The sequence below is a fragment of the Streptomyces sp. NPDC029466 genome, from assembly GCF_055574515.1.
In genome coordinates this window covers 124,109-139,514 of record NZ_JBVHZH010000009.1, presented here as the reverse complement: position 1 = coordinate 139,514, position 15,406 = coordinate 124,109, and the positions used below count along the sequence as shown (strand labels likewise).

15 protein-coding genes are annotated in these 15,406 nt (G+C 71.6%); 5 read left to right on the top strand and 10 right to left on the bottom strand.

The features are described 5' to 3' along the window. Positions 1-349: 349 nt before the first annotated feature. Positions 350-565, bottom strand: a complete 216-nt coding sequence (locus ACZ4XD_RS10665) for a hypothetical protein (RefSeq protein ID WP_468040344.1) — start codon at positions 563-565, stop codon at positions 350-352. A 205-nt stretch (positions 566-770) separates the two neighbouring features. On the opposite strand from ACZ4XD_RS10665, the gene ACZ4XD_RS10660 reads away from it, so the two are divergent. Beyond that, entirely contained in the window at positions 771-1,607 is an 837-nt protein-coding gene (locus ACZ4XD_RS10660) for a helix-turn-helix domain-containing protein (RefSeq protein WP_468040436.1), read from the top strand. Beyond that, positions 1,588-1,806: a DUF397 domain-containing protein gene (locus ACZ4XD_RS10655; protein ID WP_468040342.1), complete on the top strand. Its 219-nt coding sequence runs from the start codon at positions 1,588-1,590 to the stop codon at positions 1,804-1,806. Before ACZ4XD_RS10660 ends, ACZ4XD_RS10655 begins: the two co-directional genes overlap by 20 nt. A 6-nt stretch (positions 1,807-1,812) precedes the next feature. On the opposite strand, the gene ACZ4XD_RS10650 is transcribed toward ACZ4XD_RS10655, so the two are convergent. The 7 genes from ACZ4XD_RS10650 to rsmI form a co-directional block, all read right to left on the bottom strand. After that, positions 1,813-2,178, bottom strand: a complete 366-nt coding sequence (locus tag ACZ4XD_RS10650) for a hypothetical protein (RefSeq protein WP_468040339.1) — start codon at positions 2,176-2,178, stop codon at positions 1,813-1,815. 201 nt (positions 2,179-2,379) lie between these two features. Beyond that, entirely contained in the window at positions 2,380-3,309 is a 930-nt protein-coding gene (locus ACZ4XD_RS10645) for a 4-(cytidine 5'-diphospho)-2-C-methyl-D-erythritol kinase (RefSeq protein ID WP_468040337.1), read from the bottom strand. Continuing rightward, a complete protein-coding gene (gene rsmA / locus ACZ4XD_RS10640) occupies positions 3,306-4,340 on the bottom strand; it encodes a 16S rRNA (adenine(1518)-N(6)/adenine(1519)-N(6))-dimethyltransferase RsmA (protein ID WP_468040335.1) in 1,035 nt (344 codons plus the stop codon). Before rsmA ends, ACZ4XD_RS10645 begins: the two co-directional genes overlap by 4 nt. A gap of 22 nt (positions 4,341-4,362) precedes the next feature. Next, positions 4,363-5,517, bottom strand: a complete 1,155-nt coding sequence (locus tag ACZ4XD_RS10635; RefSeq protein ID WP_468040332.1) for a ubiquitin-like domain-containing protein — start codon at positions 5,515-5,517, stop codon at positions 4,363-4,365. Positions 5,518-5,706: 189 nt separating this feature from the next. Next, the gene (locus ACZ4XD_RS10630) at positions 5,707-6,612 is read right to left on the bottom strand and encodes a TatD family hydrolase (RefSeq protein WP_468040329.1); all 906 of its coding nucleotides are present in this window, start codon (positions 6,610-6,612) and stop codon (positions 5,707-5,709) included. Positions 6,613-6,645: 33 nt separating this feature from the next. Further along, positions 6,646-7,107, bottom strand: coding sequence for a hypothetical protein (locus tag ACZ4XD_RS10625; protein ID WP_468040327.1), 462 nt, complete (start codon positions 7,105-7,107; stop codon positions 6,646-6,648). Between the two features lie 176 nt (positions 7,108-7,283). Then, entirely contained in the window at positions 7,284-8,153 is an 870-nt protein-coding gene (gene rsmI / locus ACZ4XD_RS10620; RefSeq protein ID WP_468040325.1) for a 16S rRNA (cytidine(1402)-2'-O)-methyltransferase, read from the bottom strand. An 88-nt stretch (positions 8,154-8,241) separates the two neighbouring features. Between rsmI and ACZ4XD_RS10615 the strand changes: the two genes are divergently transcribed. From ACZ4XD_RS10615 to ACZ4XD_RS10605, 3 genes are all read left to right on the top strand, one after another. Next, on the top strand, positions 8,242-9,981 hold the full coding sequence (locus tag ACZ4XD_RS10615; RefSeq protein WP_468040323.1) for a dolichyl-phosphate-mannose--protein mannosyltransferase: 1,740 nt from the start codon (positions 8,242-8,244) through the stop codon (positions 9,979-9,981). A 155-nt stretch (positions 9,982-10,136) separates the two neighbouring features. After that, positions 10,137-11,789: a penicillin-binding transpeptidase domain-containing protein gene (locus ACZ4XD_RS10610; protein ID WP_468040320.1), complete on the top strand. Its 1,653-nt coding sequence runs from the start codon at positions 10,137-10,139 to the stop codon at positions 11,787-11,789. Positions 11,790-11,950: 161 nt separating this feature from the next. Beyond that, positions 11,951-12,802: an EamA family transporter gene (locus ACZ4XD_RS10605; RefSeq protein WP_468040317.1), complete on the top strand. Its 852-nt coding sequence runs from the start codon at positions 11,951-11,953 to the stop codon at positions 12,800-12,802. 19 nt (positions 12,803-12,821) lie between these two features. Here ACZ4XD_RS10605 and ACZ4XD_RS10600 read toward each other — a convergent pair whose 3' ends face one another. Next, entirely contained in the window at positions 12,822-13,775 is a 954-nt protein-coding gene (locus tag ACZ4XD_RS10600) for a TIGR01777 family oxidoreductase (protein WP_468040315.1), read from the bottom strand. 84 nt (positions 13,776-13,859) lie between these two features. Further along, positions 13,860-15,245 (bottom strand): alpha/beta hydrolase, encoded by a 1,386-nt coding sequence (locus ACZ4XD_RS10595; RefSeq protein ID WP_468040312.1) that lies wholly within the window; start codon positions 15,243-15,245, stop codon positions 13,860-13,862. Positions 15,246-15,406: the final 161 nt, after the last annotated feature.

Sequence of the window (15,406 nt, the reverse complement as noted above, 5' to 3'; positions counted from 1 at the left end):
AACGCGCCCCAGGAACGGCTCGAAATCCTCTGTCAAAACGACATGGAACCGATGCACTGGGTGGGGTGGCGGGTGCGTGCTCGGAGTCCGGTTCGGCCCGGGCGGCAAGTCGGCCCGGAATTTCCTGCGCATCGTTCAGCGCTTGGTTCCAGCCGGAACTCTGTCGGTCAGCGGCGGCCACCTCCACCCGACGACCAGGTGTTGAGCCTCCGTACGGCCTCCTCCAGCTCCCGGCGCCGGGCCTCCTGCTCTCCGGGTTGCCGCGCCTCCTCCGACGGACGGACGCCGGCCCGGACATACGGCCGGACGAGCCTTCCCAAGGCACGTCGGACGAGGCCCGCCCCACCCTTCAACGGGCGGCCGCCTTGCGGAGAACCTCAGCGAGGCGGCGCGCGGTGGCCGCGTTGCAGTTACCGAGCGCGACCAGCGAGACGCTGTAGACGCCCGCGAAGCCGGGCAGGTCGACGCCGAGCGACGGGAGCGTGATGCCGTTGGCCTGCAACGCGGTGCGCAGCTCTTCGGCGCTTTCGTGCACGTCGTCGGGGAGAGAGCGGTCGAGGGGCATGGGCCCCGCCTTTCTGTACGCATAGCAACGAACCACTTACAGAGTGACGTCACGCGGCGTAGCGTGAAAGGGGGTTGGGCTTCCGGCCGCGGTCCGGGGAATGCGCGGTATGACGTGGTGGAGATGTGGGGACCGCCGGGGCTCGTCCGCGACGACTGTGAATCAGCTACACGTACGGCGGTGAACCGTTGCACGACGCAAGGACATTGACGGATCGGCAGGAGTCCCCACTTTCTACGGCAAGGAGCTGCGCTACCAGCGCGAGTTGGCCGGGCTCACGCTCCAGCAACTGGTCGAGGGCAGCTTCTACGGCCAAAGCCACCTCAGCGAGATCGAGCGCGGCGAACGCCGGATGCCGCTGGACCTGGCCGAGCACGTGGACAAGGCCCTCAAGACGGATGGCTTCTTCCAGCGGTGCTGCGAGGACGTGCGGAAGGCCAGGCGGACGGGGCATGCCGAGTACTTCGAGCGGGCGTTGGAGGCGGAAAAGTACGCGGAAAGCATCGAGGAGTGGTCCCCGACCGTCGTTCCTGGCTTGTTGCAGACCGAGCCGTACACACGGGCAGTGGCGCAGGCAGCACACCCACTGGCGTCCGACGCGGAAGTGGACGAGAAGGTCAACGCGTCTACCGCGCGGGCCTGCCTGTTCGAGCGCAACCACAAGACCCCGGAGTACTGGGCAATCCTGCACGAGTCGCTGCTGCGCCACCCCATCCTTCCGCCGGAAGCTGCGGCCGACCAGCTCGATCGCATCTCAGCGTTGGCACGGAGCCGCCGGATCGTTCCACAGATCCTTCCGTGGAACTGTGGACCGCATCCACTCATGCCCAGCACGGTCATGATCATGGCCTTCCCGGACGCCCCACCGCTGGTCTACACAGAAGCGCAGTACAGCGGTGACACGATCGACGATCCAGTCCTCGTGAAGAAGTACCGCAAGGCATACGATCGGCTCAGGGCCGTCGCGCTGCCGCCGGAGGCGTCCCTCGCCATGATCGAGGAAGCGGCTGAGGATTTTCGAAATGGCAAACAGCCACGTTGACTTGAGCACGGCCGTCTGGCGCAAGAGCAGCTACAGCAATGGCGACGGCGGGAACTGTGTAGAGGTCGCCGACGACTTCCCCGGCATCGTCCCCGTCCGCGACTCCAAGGACCCACACGGACCGGCGCTCATCTTCCCGGCCGGCGCCTGGTCGTCCTTCGTCACCGCCGTCAAGGACACTGCCCTACCGGGCATCTGAGTTCGCTCAGCTCAGCGACTTCTCGATGGCCTCGAAGATGTCGGCGTCGGTCTCCTGCTGCCAGGCCGGAAGGTCGGGCCAGTCCGCGACGTAGCCCGGCTTCGGGTCGTCGAAGTGCTTGAACATCTGGGCTGTCCAACAGGTCGCGACAAAGCGGCCCTTCTGCTCACGGGACAGCCTGGACGTCTTCCCGTCGCTGACCTCGACGAACTGACGCACCTGCGCATAGACAGCACCGGCGGCCGCGCGCTCCCACTCCGGGGTGTCGGCCCACGGCGTGACGTAACCGGCCTTCGGCTCCCCGGGGAAGTGCTGGTGTACTCCCGCAATCCAGGTTTCCCGGAAGAGTCGTGCGCCCTCGGTCTGCGACATGTCATCCCTCTCGTCACGGCGTCGTCAGCGCGGCGATCTCCGCCCGCAGCTCAGCCACGCGCTGATCGCGGCTCAGGGGGCCGAACTCCTCGCACAGGTCTCGGAGTCTACGGGCGATGTATCCGAAGGGTGAGGCATGAGGCACGAGCCAGAGGGCCAACCACCCGCCAGCCGCGTCCCCAACCTCACAGGGCAATACACCTAGACCACCCGCGCCCCCTCCGCCGGCCCCTCAGCCACCCGTACCTGTCGGCACGTCCCCGACGCCATCAGCGCCGACGCGACGACCTCTGCCGCCTCCGCGTCCTTGACCAGGAAGGCGGTCGTCGGCCCCGAGCCGGAGACCAGGGCGGCCAGCGCACCCGCCGCAGTCCCCGCCTCCAACGTCTCGGTCAGCGACGGCCGCAGGGACAGTGCCGCGGGCTGGAGGTCGTTGGACAGGGCCGAGGCGAGGGCCGTGGCGTCGCCGGACTCCAGAGCGGCCAGCAACTCCGGCGCCGCCTCCGGCTCCGGTACGTCCGTCCCCGCCGTCAGCCGGTCGAACTCGCCGTAGACGGCCGGGGTGGAGAGGCCGCCGTCGGCGACCGCGAAGACCCAGTGGAAGGTGCCACCCACCGGCAGGGGCGTCAGCAGCTCGCCGCGTCCCTTCCCCAGCGCCGCCCCGCCGACCAGGCTGAACGGGACGTCGCTACCCAACTCGGCGCAGATGGCGAGGAGTTCGTCCCGCGAGGCCCCGGTGGACCACAGGGTGTCGCAGGCCAGGAGGGCGCCGGCGGCGTCCGCGCTGCCGCCGGCCATGCCGCCGGCGACGGGGATGTCCTTGCGGATGTGGAGGTGGACGTGCGGCTCGATGCCGTGGCGGGCGGCGAGGAGTTCGGCGGCGCGGGCCGCCAGGTTGGTGCGGTCCAGCGGGATCTGGTCGACGTCGTGGCCCTCGGCGGTGATCCGGAGGGCGTCGGCGGGGGTGGCGGTGACCTCGTCGTAGAGGCCGACGGCGAGGAAGACGTTCGCCAGGTCGTGGAAGCCGTCGGGGCGGGCGGCGCCCACGGCCAGCTGGACGTTGACCTTGGCCGGTACGCGGACGGTGACCGGGGCGGCGGTCATGTCGGTCGTGTTCGTCGTGTCGGTCATGCCTGCTCTCCCCCTGGTGCCTGCTCTCCCTCTGGTGCCTGTTCTCCCCCTGGCCCCTGTTCCCCTGGTGCCTGTTCTCCCCCTGGCCCCTGTTCCCCTGGCGCCTGTTCTCCCCCTGAGGTGTGTGCTCCGCGCGACTGCCGGATGCCGGGCGCTCCGCCCGGGCCCTTGTGCTCGGCGATCCGCGCGAACTCCTCGACGGTCAGCGCCTCGCCGCGGGCCTGCGGCGAGACGCCCGCGGCGACCAGGGCGGCTTCCGCGGCGGGGGCCGAACCGGCCCAGCCGGACAGTGCGGCCCGCAGCGTCTTGCGGCGCTGGGCGAAGGCCGCGTCGACGACGGCGAAGACCTCGTCGCGGCTCGCCGTGGTCTCGATCGGCTTCTCGCGGCGGACGAGGGAGACCAGGCCGGAGTCGACGTTGGGGGCGGGCCAGAAGACGTTGCGGCCGATGGCGCCGGCCCGCTTGACCTCGGCGTACCAGTTGGCCTTCACCGACGGCACGCCGTAGACCTTGTTGCCGGGGCGGGCGGCCAGCCGGTCGGCGACCTCGGACTGGACCATGACCAGGGTGCGGTCGATGGTGGGGAAGGTCGCGAGCATGTGCAGCAGCACCGGCACGGCGACGTTGTAGGGGAGGTTGGCGACCAGCGCGGTGGGCGCGGGGCCGGGCAGCTCGGTGACGTGCATCGCGTCGCTGTGCACCAGCGCGAAGCGGTCGGCGCGGTCGGGCATCCGGGCGGCGACGGTGTCCGGCAGCGCGGCGGCCAGCACCTCGTCGATCTCGATGGCGGTGACCCGGTCGGCGGCCTCCAGCAGGCCCAGGGTCAGCGAGCCGAGACCGGGGCCGATCTCGACCACGACGTCGTCGGGCCGGACCTCGGCGGTCCGGACGATCCGGCGGACGGTGTTGGCGTCGATGACGAAATTCTGGCCGCGCTGCTTGGTCGGGCGGACGCCCAGCGCGGCGGCCAGCTCGCGGATGTCGGCGGCGCCCAGCAGGGGTCCGGGATCGTCGGTGGTGCTCTTGCTCATGCCACAGCCTCGTTGCGCTCGTTCACCCGTGAAGCTTACGGCCGCAGACCGGCCACGGGCTCGCCCCCCTTCGGATGTAGAGCTTCTTGGCGCGGTAGGTCTGTTCCTGCGGGGTGGCGTCCTGCGGCCGGCCGTGGCCGCCGAGGGCTCGCCAGGTGCCGACATCGAACTGGTAGAGCCCGCCGTAGGTGCCGGAGGAGTCCACGGCGTTCGGCCGGCCGCCGGCCTCGCACTGGGCGAGCGCATGCCAGGCGAGGTGATCGGCGCCGCGTACGGACGTGGGCAGCTCCCGGATGCCGAGGTGCACGATCTGCGGGCGCGGGGCGCGCACGACCTCGCTGTGCAGCCGCTTCGGCCGCTGTTTGACCCCGTTGACGGTGCGGACCCGGTAGGTGACCCGCCGGACCCCGGGGTGGCCCTGCTGGACGACGACCACGGTGCCGCGGGCCAGGCGGGCGTCGGCCCGGTGGATCGTGCGGAAGGGGATGGTCCGGTCGCGGACTTCCTTGGAGCCGGTGATCCGCAGCACCGAGAGGGTCTGGCCGTCGTGCGGGAAGCTGTCCGGCGGCACCGAGGTGGTGTCCTGGCCGCGCAGTGCGAGCCCGGCCTCGGCCAGGGCCTCGCGGACGGTGGCGGCGTTGGTGCGGAGGTGGTGGGCGCGGCCGTCGGCGACGATCGTCACCGCGCGTTCGGTACGGACCGCCAGCTCCAGGCCGCGCTGCCCGATGCGCCGGGAGCGGGAGGCCGACACATAGGCGCCGTCGGCCCGTACGCCGAGCTGGTGGAGGGCGCCGGCGACGGTGTCGGCGGTGGTCCACACCGTGCGGCGCCGGCCGTCGATGGTCAGCTCGACCGGGCGGCCGTGCCGGACGACGATCTCGTCACCGCTGCTGAGGGCGGTGCCGGGGGCGGGCGCGACGATGTCGTGGGCTCCGATGTCGAGCCGTTCGTCGGCCAGCAGGTCGTCGACGTCGGAGGCGAAGGTGTGCAGGGTGCGCGGGGTGCCGTCGACGGTGAGCCGGACCGCCTTGTCGTGGGCGATGAAGGCGGTGGTGCCGCCGGCGAGGAAGGCGACGACCAGGGCCCGCGGCAGCAGCCGGCGCAGCGCTTCGGGGCCTTCGGCGCGGCGTCTGCGACGGCCGCGCGCGGCGCGGTGGCTGCTCTGCGAATGACTCACGGCGCGCTCCACATGCCCCGGCTGCGGTTGACGGCCGGAATGTAGCGGAGTCTCCGTGACTCTCCAAAGTCGACCCGCTACGGAAAGTGATCGCAGTGGGCGGATGTGGACGGGATTCGGGGGTGCGGGCGGGCTTTCCGGTGGGGTGTACGGCCTCCGCGGGGGCTGCCGGAAAGCCGCCGCGAACCGTCAGTAACCGAAGGCCCGCACCGTGTTCGCCGCGACGGCGGTGGCCATGGCGTCCTCGGTCATGGCCGTGACCTCGGCCATGGCCCGCAGCGTGACCGGAATGAGGTACGGGGCGTTGGCCCGTCCGCGGTACGGGGCGGGGGTGAGGAAGGGGGCGTCGGTCTCGACCAGGACCAGCTCCGGCGGGGCGACGGCGAGGGCGTCGCGCAGGTGCTGGGCGTTCTTGAAGGTGACGTTGCCGGCGAAGGACATGAAGTAGCCGGCCGCGGCGCAGATCTTGGCCATCTCGGCGTCGCCGGAGTAGCAGTGGAAGACGACCCGGTCGGGCGCGCCCTCCTCGCGCAGGATGCGCAGTACGTCGTCGTGGGCCTCGCGGTCGTGGATGACCAGGGCCTTGCCGTGCCGCTTGGCGATCTCGATGTGGGCGCGGAAGGAGGTCTCCTGGGCGGCCATGCCCTCGGGGCCGGTGCGGAAGTAGTCCAGGCCGGTCTCGCCGACGCCGCGGACCTGCGGCAGGGCGGCCAGCCGGTCGATCTCGGCGAGGGCGGCGTCCAGGGCGCTGTCGCCGCCGGGCTCCCGGGCGCCCTGCCGGGACCATCCTCCCCCAGCCCTGGGGGGCTGGGAGGTGCCCCCAGGGTCGCCGAGGACGATGCGGGGCGCTTCATTGGGGTGCAGGGCGACGGTGGCGTGCACGCTGTCGTGGGCCGCCGCGGTCTCGGCGGCCCAGCGTGAACCGTCCAGGTCGCACCCCACCTGGACGACGGTGGTCACCCCGACGGAGGCGGCCTTGGCGAGCGCCTCCTCGACGGAGGAATCCTGCATGTCCAGGTGGGTGTGCGAATCCGCGACCGCCACCCGAAGCGGTTCGGGCAGCGGCGGCGGGGTGTTCTTGTCCTGCGGTGCCATGGCCGCGATCCTACGAGGGCCGCGGCACGGACCTCACTTGCGGTGGTGCTGGAAGGGATGCAGCAGGTCGGAGAGGTGCCAGTGGTGGCGGCCGGGGTCCTTGTCCCCGGCGGCGGTGCCGGTGGCGTCCGGGTCCGCCGCGGGGGCTTCCTTCTTCTCGCCGCCGGGCCGGCGCTGATGCATGTTCGCCATCGCCTCGGAGACCATCGAGACCTGGCCGGAGCGCATGATGCGGACCACGTCACTGCCGCAGTTCACGCAGGTGGGGCAGGTCAGCGGGGACGGGACACGCACGCCGTCCGCGTAGTAGACGACATGGAGCTCACCCTTGCCGTCGACCTGATGGACTATCTCGTAGGCCTGCTCCCAGCCGTGGCCGCACCGCATACAGGCGAAGGAGTACGCCTCATGCGCGGCGGCGTCGGGCCGGGGGGCGGGGGGCTCTCCGCCGGTGGTCGTCGTGGAAACTCCGGGGGTCCTGGCGAAATCCGTCATGTGCTGCGCTCCTCTTGTCCGCTGGACAAGGTCTTCGGGAACCGGTTCGTCCCGACGTCCAGTGGACGCCTTTCCCGGTCACAAAGCAGCAGATCGACGACCGTATTGGCCCAGATTTGGCCGGGGGCAGGGAAAAGTCCCCGCCATACCGGCCAGTCCTTTACCTTTCGAGCCAGTCATTTACCTTCTGATGGGTCGGTTTTCGCCGCGTTCTTCGCCGCGACCACCGCGTCGAAGACCTCCCGCTTGGGCAGCCCGGCGTCCGCGGCGACCGCGGCGATGGCTTCCTTGCGGCGCTCCCCGGCCTCTTCGCGGACCCGCACCCGGCGCACCAGCTCCTCGGGGCCCAGATCCTGCGGCCCGCTCTCCGGGGCGCCCTCGACGACGATGGTGATCTCGCCGCGTACGCCCTCGGCCGCCCAGGGCACCAGCTCCGCCAGCGGCCCGCGCTTGACCTCCTCGTACGTCTTCGTCAGCTCCCGGCAGACCGCAGCGCGCCGCTCGGCGCCGAAGATCTCGGCCATCGCGGCGAGGGTGTCGTCCAGCCGGTGCGGCGCCTCGAAGTAGACGAGGGTGCGGCGCTCGTCGGCGACCTCGCGCAGCCGGGTGCGCCGCTCACCGCCCTTGCGGGGCAGGAATCCCTCGAAGCAGAAGCGGTCCACCGGCAGCCCGGAGACGGCGAGGGCGGTGAGCACCGCGCTGGGGCCCGGGACGGCGGTGACCCTGATGTCGCGTTCGACGGCGGCGGCGACCAGCCGGTAGCCGGGGTCGGAGACCGAGGGCATCCCGGCGTCGGTGACCAGCAGCACCCGCGCCCCGCCGGCCAGCGCCTCGGCCAGCTCGGGCGTCCGCGCCGCCTCATTGCCCTCGAAGTACGACACGATCCGCCCGGACGGCTGGACCTCCAGTGCCTGGGTCAGCCGGCGCAGCCGCCGGGTGTCCTCGGCGGCGATCACATCGGCGGCGGCCAGCTCGGTGGCGAGCCGCGGCGGCGCGTCCGCGATCTCGCCGATGGGCGTCCCTGCAAGTACCAGCGTTCCAGTCACCTCCCCATCCTCCCAGGGCGCCGGCGCGCTCCGGCCGGTCGGTGTCCCCCGGTGCGGTCCACGGCGGTCCACAGGCGGTTTCCCTACGATGGGCCGGGTGACGAGTGACACCACCGCGACCGACGCCGCCGCGCAGCACGCCCCGGAGCCGCCCGGAGCGCCCCCCGTGTGGCAGCGGCGACTGCGCCGTTTCGGGCTTCCCGCCCGCCCGCAGACCGATGTCCGCGCGCGGCTGGTGCCCGCCTTCCCCGAGCCGAGCGGTCGTCTGTGGGCCGTGTTCGGCGCGGGCCCGGAGGCCGCGGCCCGGCTGACGCGCTGGTCCGCCTGGCTGGGTCCGCTGCTGGTGGCGCTGTTCGCCGGGGTGCTGCGGTTCTGGAACCTGGGCAGCCCGCGGAAGGTGATATTCGACGAGACGTACTACCCCAAGGACGCCTGGTCGCTGCTCCAGTACGGCTACGAGGGCACCTGGGCCAAGAACGCCAATGACGCGCTGGTCGGGCATCCGCCGCAGCTGCTGCTCTCGCCCGAGCACTCGTATGTCGTCCACCCCCCGATGGGCAAGTGGCTGATCGCGGTCGGCGAGGGCCTGTTCGGGATGAACCCGTTCGGCTGGCGGTTCATGGTGGCGCTGCTCGGCACCCTGTCGGTGCTGCTGGTGTGCCGGATCGGACGCCGGCTGATGCGCTCGACGGCGCTGGGCTGTCTTGCGGGCGCCCTGCTGGCGGTGGACGGTCTGCACCTCGTGATGAGCCGGACCGCGCTGCTCGATCTGATCGTGATGTTCTGGGTGGTCGCCGCGTTCGGCTGTCTGCTGGTGGACCGGGACCGCACCAGGGGCAGGCTGGCGGGGGCACTGCCGGTAAGCCCGGAGGGTGTGGCACGGCCCGACGACGGGGTCGGCGACCGGCTGCGGCTCGGGTGGCGGCCGTGGCGGATCGCGGCCGGGCTGTGTCTGGGCCTGGCCATCGCGACGAAGTGGAACGGCCTGTACTACCTCGCGGCCTTCGCGCTGATGGCGGTGCTGTGGGATGTCGCGGCACGCCGTACGGCCGGCGCCCGGCACCCCTTCCGCTCGGTCCTGCGCCGCGATGTCCTGCCCGCCTTCGGGGCCACCGTCGTCGTCGCGCTCGCCACCTATCTGGCGTCATGGTCGGGCTGGATCGCCACCAAGGGCGGCTACTACCGCGACTGGGCGACCTCGCCGGAGGGCCGTACGGGCGCCTGGACCTGGCTGCCGGACTGGCTGCGCAGCCTGTGGCACTACCAGACCGAGGTCTACTCCTTCCACACCGGACTGACCACCCCGCACACCTACCAGTCCAACCCGTGGAGCTGGCTGGTCCTGGGCCGCCCGGTCTCCTATTTCTACGAGGACCCCAAGATGGGTCAGGACGGCTGCACGGCGGCCGAGGGCTGCGCCCGCGAGGTGCTGGCGCTGGGCACCCCGCTGCTGTGGTGGGCGGCCTGCTTCGCGCTCCTCTATGTCCTCTACCGCTGGCTGTTCAAGCGGGACTGGCGGGCCGGGGCGATCGTCTGCGCTGTCGCGGCCGGCTATCTGCCGTGGTTCCTCTACCAGGAACGGACCATCTTCCTCTTCTACGCGGTGGTGTTCGTCCCGTTCCTGTGTCTGGCGCTGGCGATGCTGCTCGGCGCGATCGTCGGGCCGCCGGGCTCGACGGAGCGCCGCCGCACGATCGGCGCGGTCGGCGCCGGTGTCCTGGTTCTCCTGATCGCATGGAATTTCATCTACTTCTACCCCCTCTATACGGGGATGCCGATCCCCAAGTCGGCCTGGCACCACCGGATGTGGTTCGACACCTGGGTATAAGGGGCGCCCATTCGACAGTTCTGTAACAGCCGTACAACAGCGCGTCACCGGACCGTGCCCGTATCGAGACTCACAGCCCTCCCGTGTCCCTTAGAGTGCGAGGCACGTTCTTGTGTGCGTATTCAAGGACGAAGCTCTGGGAGGGAATCAGTGGCATGCGCCGTGAGGTGAAGTACGGGCTGATCGGCGGATCGGTGGCCCTGGTGGCGGGAGTCGTGGGCGGCTTCACGCTGTTCGGCGGCTCTGACGAGTCGTCGCAGGAGGTCAGCTCGGCGGATGCCAAGTCGGGCGAAGACGGCACCAAGGTGCCGACCGGCCCGCTGTCGGCCAAGGAAGTGCAGACGACATCGCGGCAGTTCCTCACCGCATGGCAGTCCGGCGACGCGGCCAAGGCGGCCGGACTGACCGATGACCCGGAGAAGTGCAAGAGCGCGCTCGCGGCCCTCGGCAAGCAGGCGCGGTTCTCGAAGGTGACGCTCACGCCGGGCACCCCGGCCGGTGACAAGGTGCCGTACACCGTCGCCGCGCAGATCGACTACAAGGGCCTCAAGGCCGCGTACTCGTACCGCACCTCCGCGACCGTGCAGCGCGCAAAGGCCACCGGAAAGCCGCAGATCGCCTGGAAGCCGGCGATGATGCACCCGGGCCTGGCCAAGGGTGACGAACTGCGCACCGGCGAGGCGGAGGCACCGCCGATCAAGGCCGTGGACCGCAAGGGCGCCGTGCTGACCCCCGAGGCGCATCCGGCGCTGGCCGGGGTGCTGGACAGCCTGCGGGACAAGTACGGCGACAAGACCAACGGCAAGCCGGGCGTGGAGCTGTTCATCCACCGCGCCAAGAGCGCCAAGCCCGCCGACCAGCTGCCCGAGAAGACGCTGAAGGTGCTGTCCAAGGGGACGCCGGGCACGCTCAAGACCACCCTGGACGCCGGTATGCAGTCGGCGGCCGAGCGGGCGGTCAAGGGCAAGAAGTCCGCGTCCGTGGCCGCGGTCAAGCCCAGCACCGGTGAGATCCTGGCGCTCGCCAACTCCCCGGAGAAGGGCTTCAATCTGGCCACCCAGGGGTCGCTGGCCCCCGGCTCGACGATGAAGATCGTCACCGCGGCGATGCTGATGGACAAGGGCATGACCTCGCCGGGCAAGTCCCACCCGTGCCCCAAGTACGTGACGGTCGGCGGCTGGAAGTTCCAGAACCTCGACAAGTCCGAGATCAAGAACGGCACGTTCGCGCAGAGCTTCGCGGCGTCCTGCAACAACGCCTTCATCTCGCAGGCCAAGGACCTCCGCGACGACGATCTGACCAAGGAGGCCCGGGACGTCTTCGGTATCGGCCTCAACTGGCAGACCGGCATCCCGACCTTCGACGGCGCGGTGCCGGTGCAGAGCGACGCACAGATGGCGGCCTCGCTGATCGGCCAGGGCGGGGTGCGGATGAACCCGCTCAATGTCGCCACGCTCGCCGCGACGGTCCGGGCCGGCTCCTTCCACCAGCCGTACATCGTCTCGCCGGAACTGGACCACCGGACGCTCGCCAAGGCCCCCCGCACGATGAAGCCGTCCACCCTCAGCGGGCTGAAGTCCCTGATGAAGCTGACCGCGACATCCGGTACGGCCGCCGAGGCGATGGCCGGGGTCAGCGGTGACGTCGGCGCCAAGACGGGCTCGGCCGAGGTCGACGGGCAGAAGAAGCCCAACGCCTGGTTCACCGCCTACCGCGACGACCTCGCCGCGGCGGCCGTCGTCCCGGCGAGCGGCCACGGCGGCTCCAACGCGGGCCCGGTGGTCCGCGCCCTGCTCACCTCCGGCTGACGCGGGACGGGGCGCTGTGGGGGCGCCCCGTCTCAGTCGTCGAATCCGGTTCGCATGGCCCGTACAGCTTTCGCTAGCGTGCGGGCCATGAGCGATTCCGCGTCCGGCACCGCCCCGGGAACCCCCACCGTCATAGCGACCGGCGTGCGCGAGCGCACCTCGTGACCCCGCTCGTCGTCGCCGCGGTCCTGATGGCCGCCGTGACCCACGCCAGCTGGAACGCCATCGCCCACGGCATCCGCGACCAGCTGCTGGCCTTCACCCTGGTCGGCGGCGGCGGTGCGGTCTGCGGCCTCGCGCTGGCCGCCGTCACCCCGCTTCCGGCCGCCGGCGCCTGGCCCTTCCTCCTGGCCTCCGCCGTGCTGCACATCGTCTACCAGGCCCTGCTGATGCAGTCGTTCCGCCTGGGCGACTTCGGGCAGATGTACCCCATCGCCCGCGGCACCGCGCCCCTGGCCGTCACCGTCCTGGCCGCCGTCTTCGTCCACGAGATCCCCGACGGCTGGGCCCTGGCCGGCGTCGCCCTGGCCTCCGCCGGCCTGGTCGGGGTCGCCCTCTGGGGCATCCGCGGCTCCGGGACCAGGCCGCACTGGCCGGCCCTGGTCGCGGCCCTCGCCACCGGCCTCGCCATCGCCTCGTACACGACCGTCGACGGCCTGGGCGTACGGGCCTCCGGCAGCGCTCTGGGCTACATCGGCTGGCTGATGCTCCTCGAAGGCCTCGCGATCCCCGCCTACGCCCTCGCCACCCGCCGCGGCCGACTCCTCACCGAACTCCGCCCGTTCGCCCTGCGCGGGCTGGCCGGCGGGGTGCTCTCCGTCTTCGCCTACGGCCTGGTCCTGTGGGCCCAGACCCGCGCTCCCCTCGCCCCGATCGCCGCGCTGCGCGAGTCCTCCATCATCGTGGGCGCCGCGATCGGCGCGCTCTTCTTCAAGGAACGCTTCGGCGCTCCCCGTATCGCCGCCGCGGGCCTGATGGTCATCGGCATCGGCCTGATGCTGCACACCGGCTGAGGTACGCGGCGCGGACCGCTCAGCCGGCCGCCCGTCCGCCACGGACACGCCGCACCAGGTCGTCCGCGGCCTGCGGCCACGCCTCGTACCCGAAGGTGAAGCCCGCTTCGCGCAGCCGGCCGGGCACCACCCGGCGGCTCTTGAGCAGGAGTTCGGTGTCGGAGCGCAGCGCGAACGCGCCCAGCTCGGCCATCCACTTCGTGGCGGGCAGCCCCACCGGGACGCCCCAGGCGGCCCGCAGCGCGCGCATGAAGTCCCGCTGCGGCAGCGGGCCGGGCGCGGCGAGATTCACCGGCCCGGTCAGGTCGTTCCGGTCGACCAGGAATTCCACCGCCCGGACGAAGTCGCGGTCATGGATCCAGGACACATACTGTGCGCCGCCCGCGACCGGGCCACCGAGCCCCAGCCGCGTCAGCCGCAGCAGTACATCGAACACGCCGCCGCGATCCGGGCTCATCACCATCGCGGAACGCAGCGCGACCTTGCGGGTGTCCGGCGTGGCGGCCTCCTCCTGCGCCCGCTCCCACTCCTTGGCGATCTCGACGCTGAACGCCCAGTAGTCCGGGACACCGGGCTCCGCACCGCCCATCTCACCGGTCGCCTCGTCATGGGCCGCGTCGAACCGATGGGCGTAGACGGTGGCGGTGCTCATCTGGAGCCAGACGCGGGGCGGCCGGGCGGCCGCCGCGATCGCCTCGCCCACGACCCGGGCGGAGTCCACCCGTGAGCGCATCATCTCCTGGAGGTTGGCCTGGGTGTAACGGCAACTGACGCTGCGCCCCGCCAGGTTGATGACGACATCACTGCCGTCGATCGCCGCCGTCCAGGGGCCGGCCGTCGCACCGTCCCAGGCCACTTCCCCCGCCCCCGCCGGACGTCTGGTCAGCACCACGACCTGGTGGCCCGCGGCGGCCAGCGCACGGCGCAGGATGCCGCCCACCTGACCGGTCCCGCCGGGTATCACTATCTTCATCGGGCTCCCCCTCCTGGTCACCGGACCTGCCGGGCGCGGGAACACCGCACCCGGCACCAGCAGATGTCACCGCCCCGGGCCCCGTCAACGACGCGGGTAGACCGTGCCGTCGGGTGGTGTCTCCAGCGTACGGAGATAGCTGTCGACCGCCCGTGCCGGGAGCGGCGACTGGCACTTGCGGTAGAGCCAGTGGTCCACGGAGTCGAGGACCGCGAGCCGCCCCGCCGGGAATTCCCGCGCCATGCGCCGCGCACCCGGCAGCGGGGTCGCCAGGTCGTGTTTGGCGTTCACCACCAGGACGGGCGGGAGGGTGCCCTTGGCCCGGGCCGGCTCCGGCTCGGGCGCGGCCGGCCATCCCTGGCAGCCGAGGACCATGTCCAGGGCCTGGGAGTTGTAGCGGGCGTGCGGCGCGGCGGACCGGGCCCGCTGCCGCAGCTCGCGGTAGTCGTCCCAGTCACGGAGGCGGAAGTCGTAGTCCCGGCACAGCACGGTGCGCCAGGCGAGGTCCGGCGTGCCATCGGTCCAGTAGACCTGGCCCGTGCCGCTGTTCAGGGCGCTCAGCTGCTCAGCGGCGGTCTGCGGGTTCCACTTCCGCAAGTAGTCGGTGAGGAAGCCGGACAGCTGGTCGGCGGTGACCTTCTTCCGCGTGGGGCCGTGCCGCCCCGGTTCGACCAGCCTGCCCGCGTCGGCACGCGCGAAGAGCCCCCGGACGACGGCCTTCACGTCCTTGCCCTTCAGCGCACAGGACGTGTTCTGCGCGCACCAGTCCGCGAGCTGCCGCACCCCGCCCTCGACGGCGGCCGAACCGTCCGTGAGGAAGCGCCCGGCATCCGGCCGGGACGGGTCCATCGCGCTGTCGAGGGCCAGCGCCCGGACTTTCTGCGGGAAGAGGCGGGCGTATTGGCGGCCGATGAGCGTGCCGTACGAATGCCCCAGGAAGCTGATCTTCTTCTCCCCGAGGGCGGCGCGGATGGCGTCCATGTCCCGCGCGACGCTGACGCTGTCCATGTGGTCGGCGACCGGCCCGCTGCCCGCCCGGCAGCTGTCGGCGAGCTGCTTGTTCAGCGTGCGCATCCGCTGGAACTCGGCGGCGCTCTTGGGACGGGTGGGGATCTTCCCGGCGAGCTTCTCGTCGCACCGGAGCCCGCCACTGCGGCCGACACCGCGCGGGTCGAAGCCGATGATGTCGAAGCGGCTCCGGATGCTCTTGTCATAGCCCTCGGTCGGGCTGTCGGCGTAGTAGGCATCGTCCAGACCGCTGGAGCCAGGGCCGCCCGGGTTCGAGAGCAGCACACCGAGGCGCTTCTTGGGATCGGTGGCCTTCTGCCGGGCCACGGCGATCTTCATCGTCGGCCCGTCGGGCTTCGCCCAGTCGACCGGAACCTCCACGGTCCCGCACCGGGCCCGCTTGCTCGGGTCGGGGTAGGGCGGCTCGGCCTTGGGGCAGGCGGACCACTTGACCGCCCCCACGGGACCCGCCCCCGCCGCCGGCTCCGGACTGGCCCCCGCACTCCACGGCACCAGCAGCGACCCGGCAAGCGCCGCCACCCCCACCGAAGCCGTAAGGCCCACCCTCCGACGCGACCAGCGCACCCGGCCGTCCAAGCTCTCGCCCGACCCGCCCCCGGCCC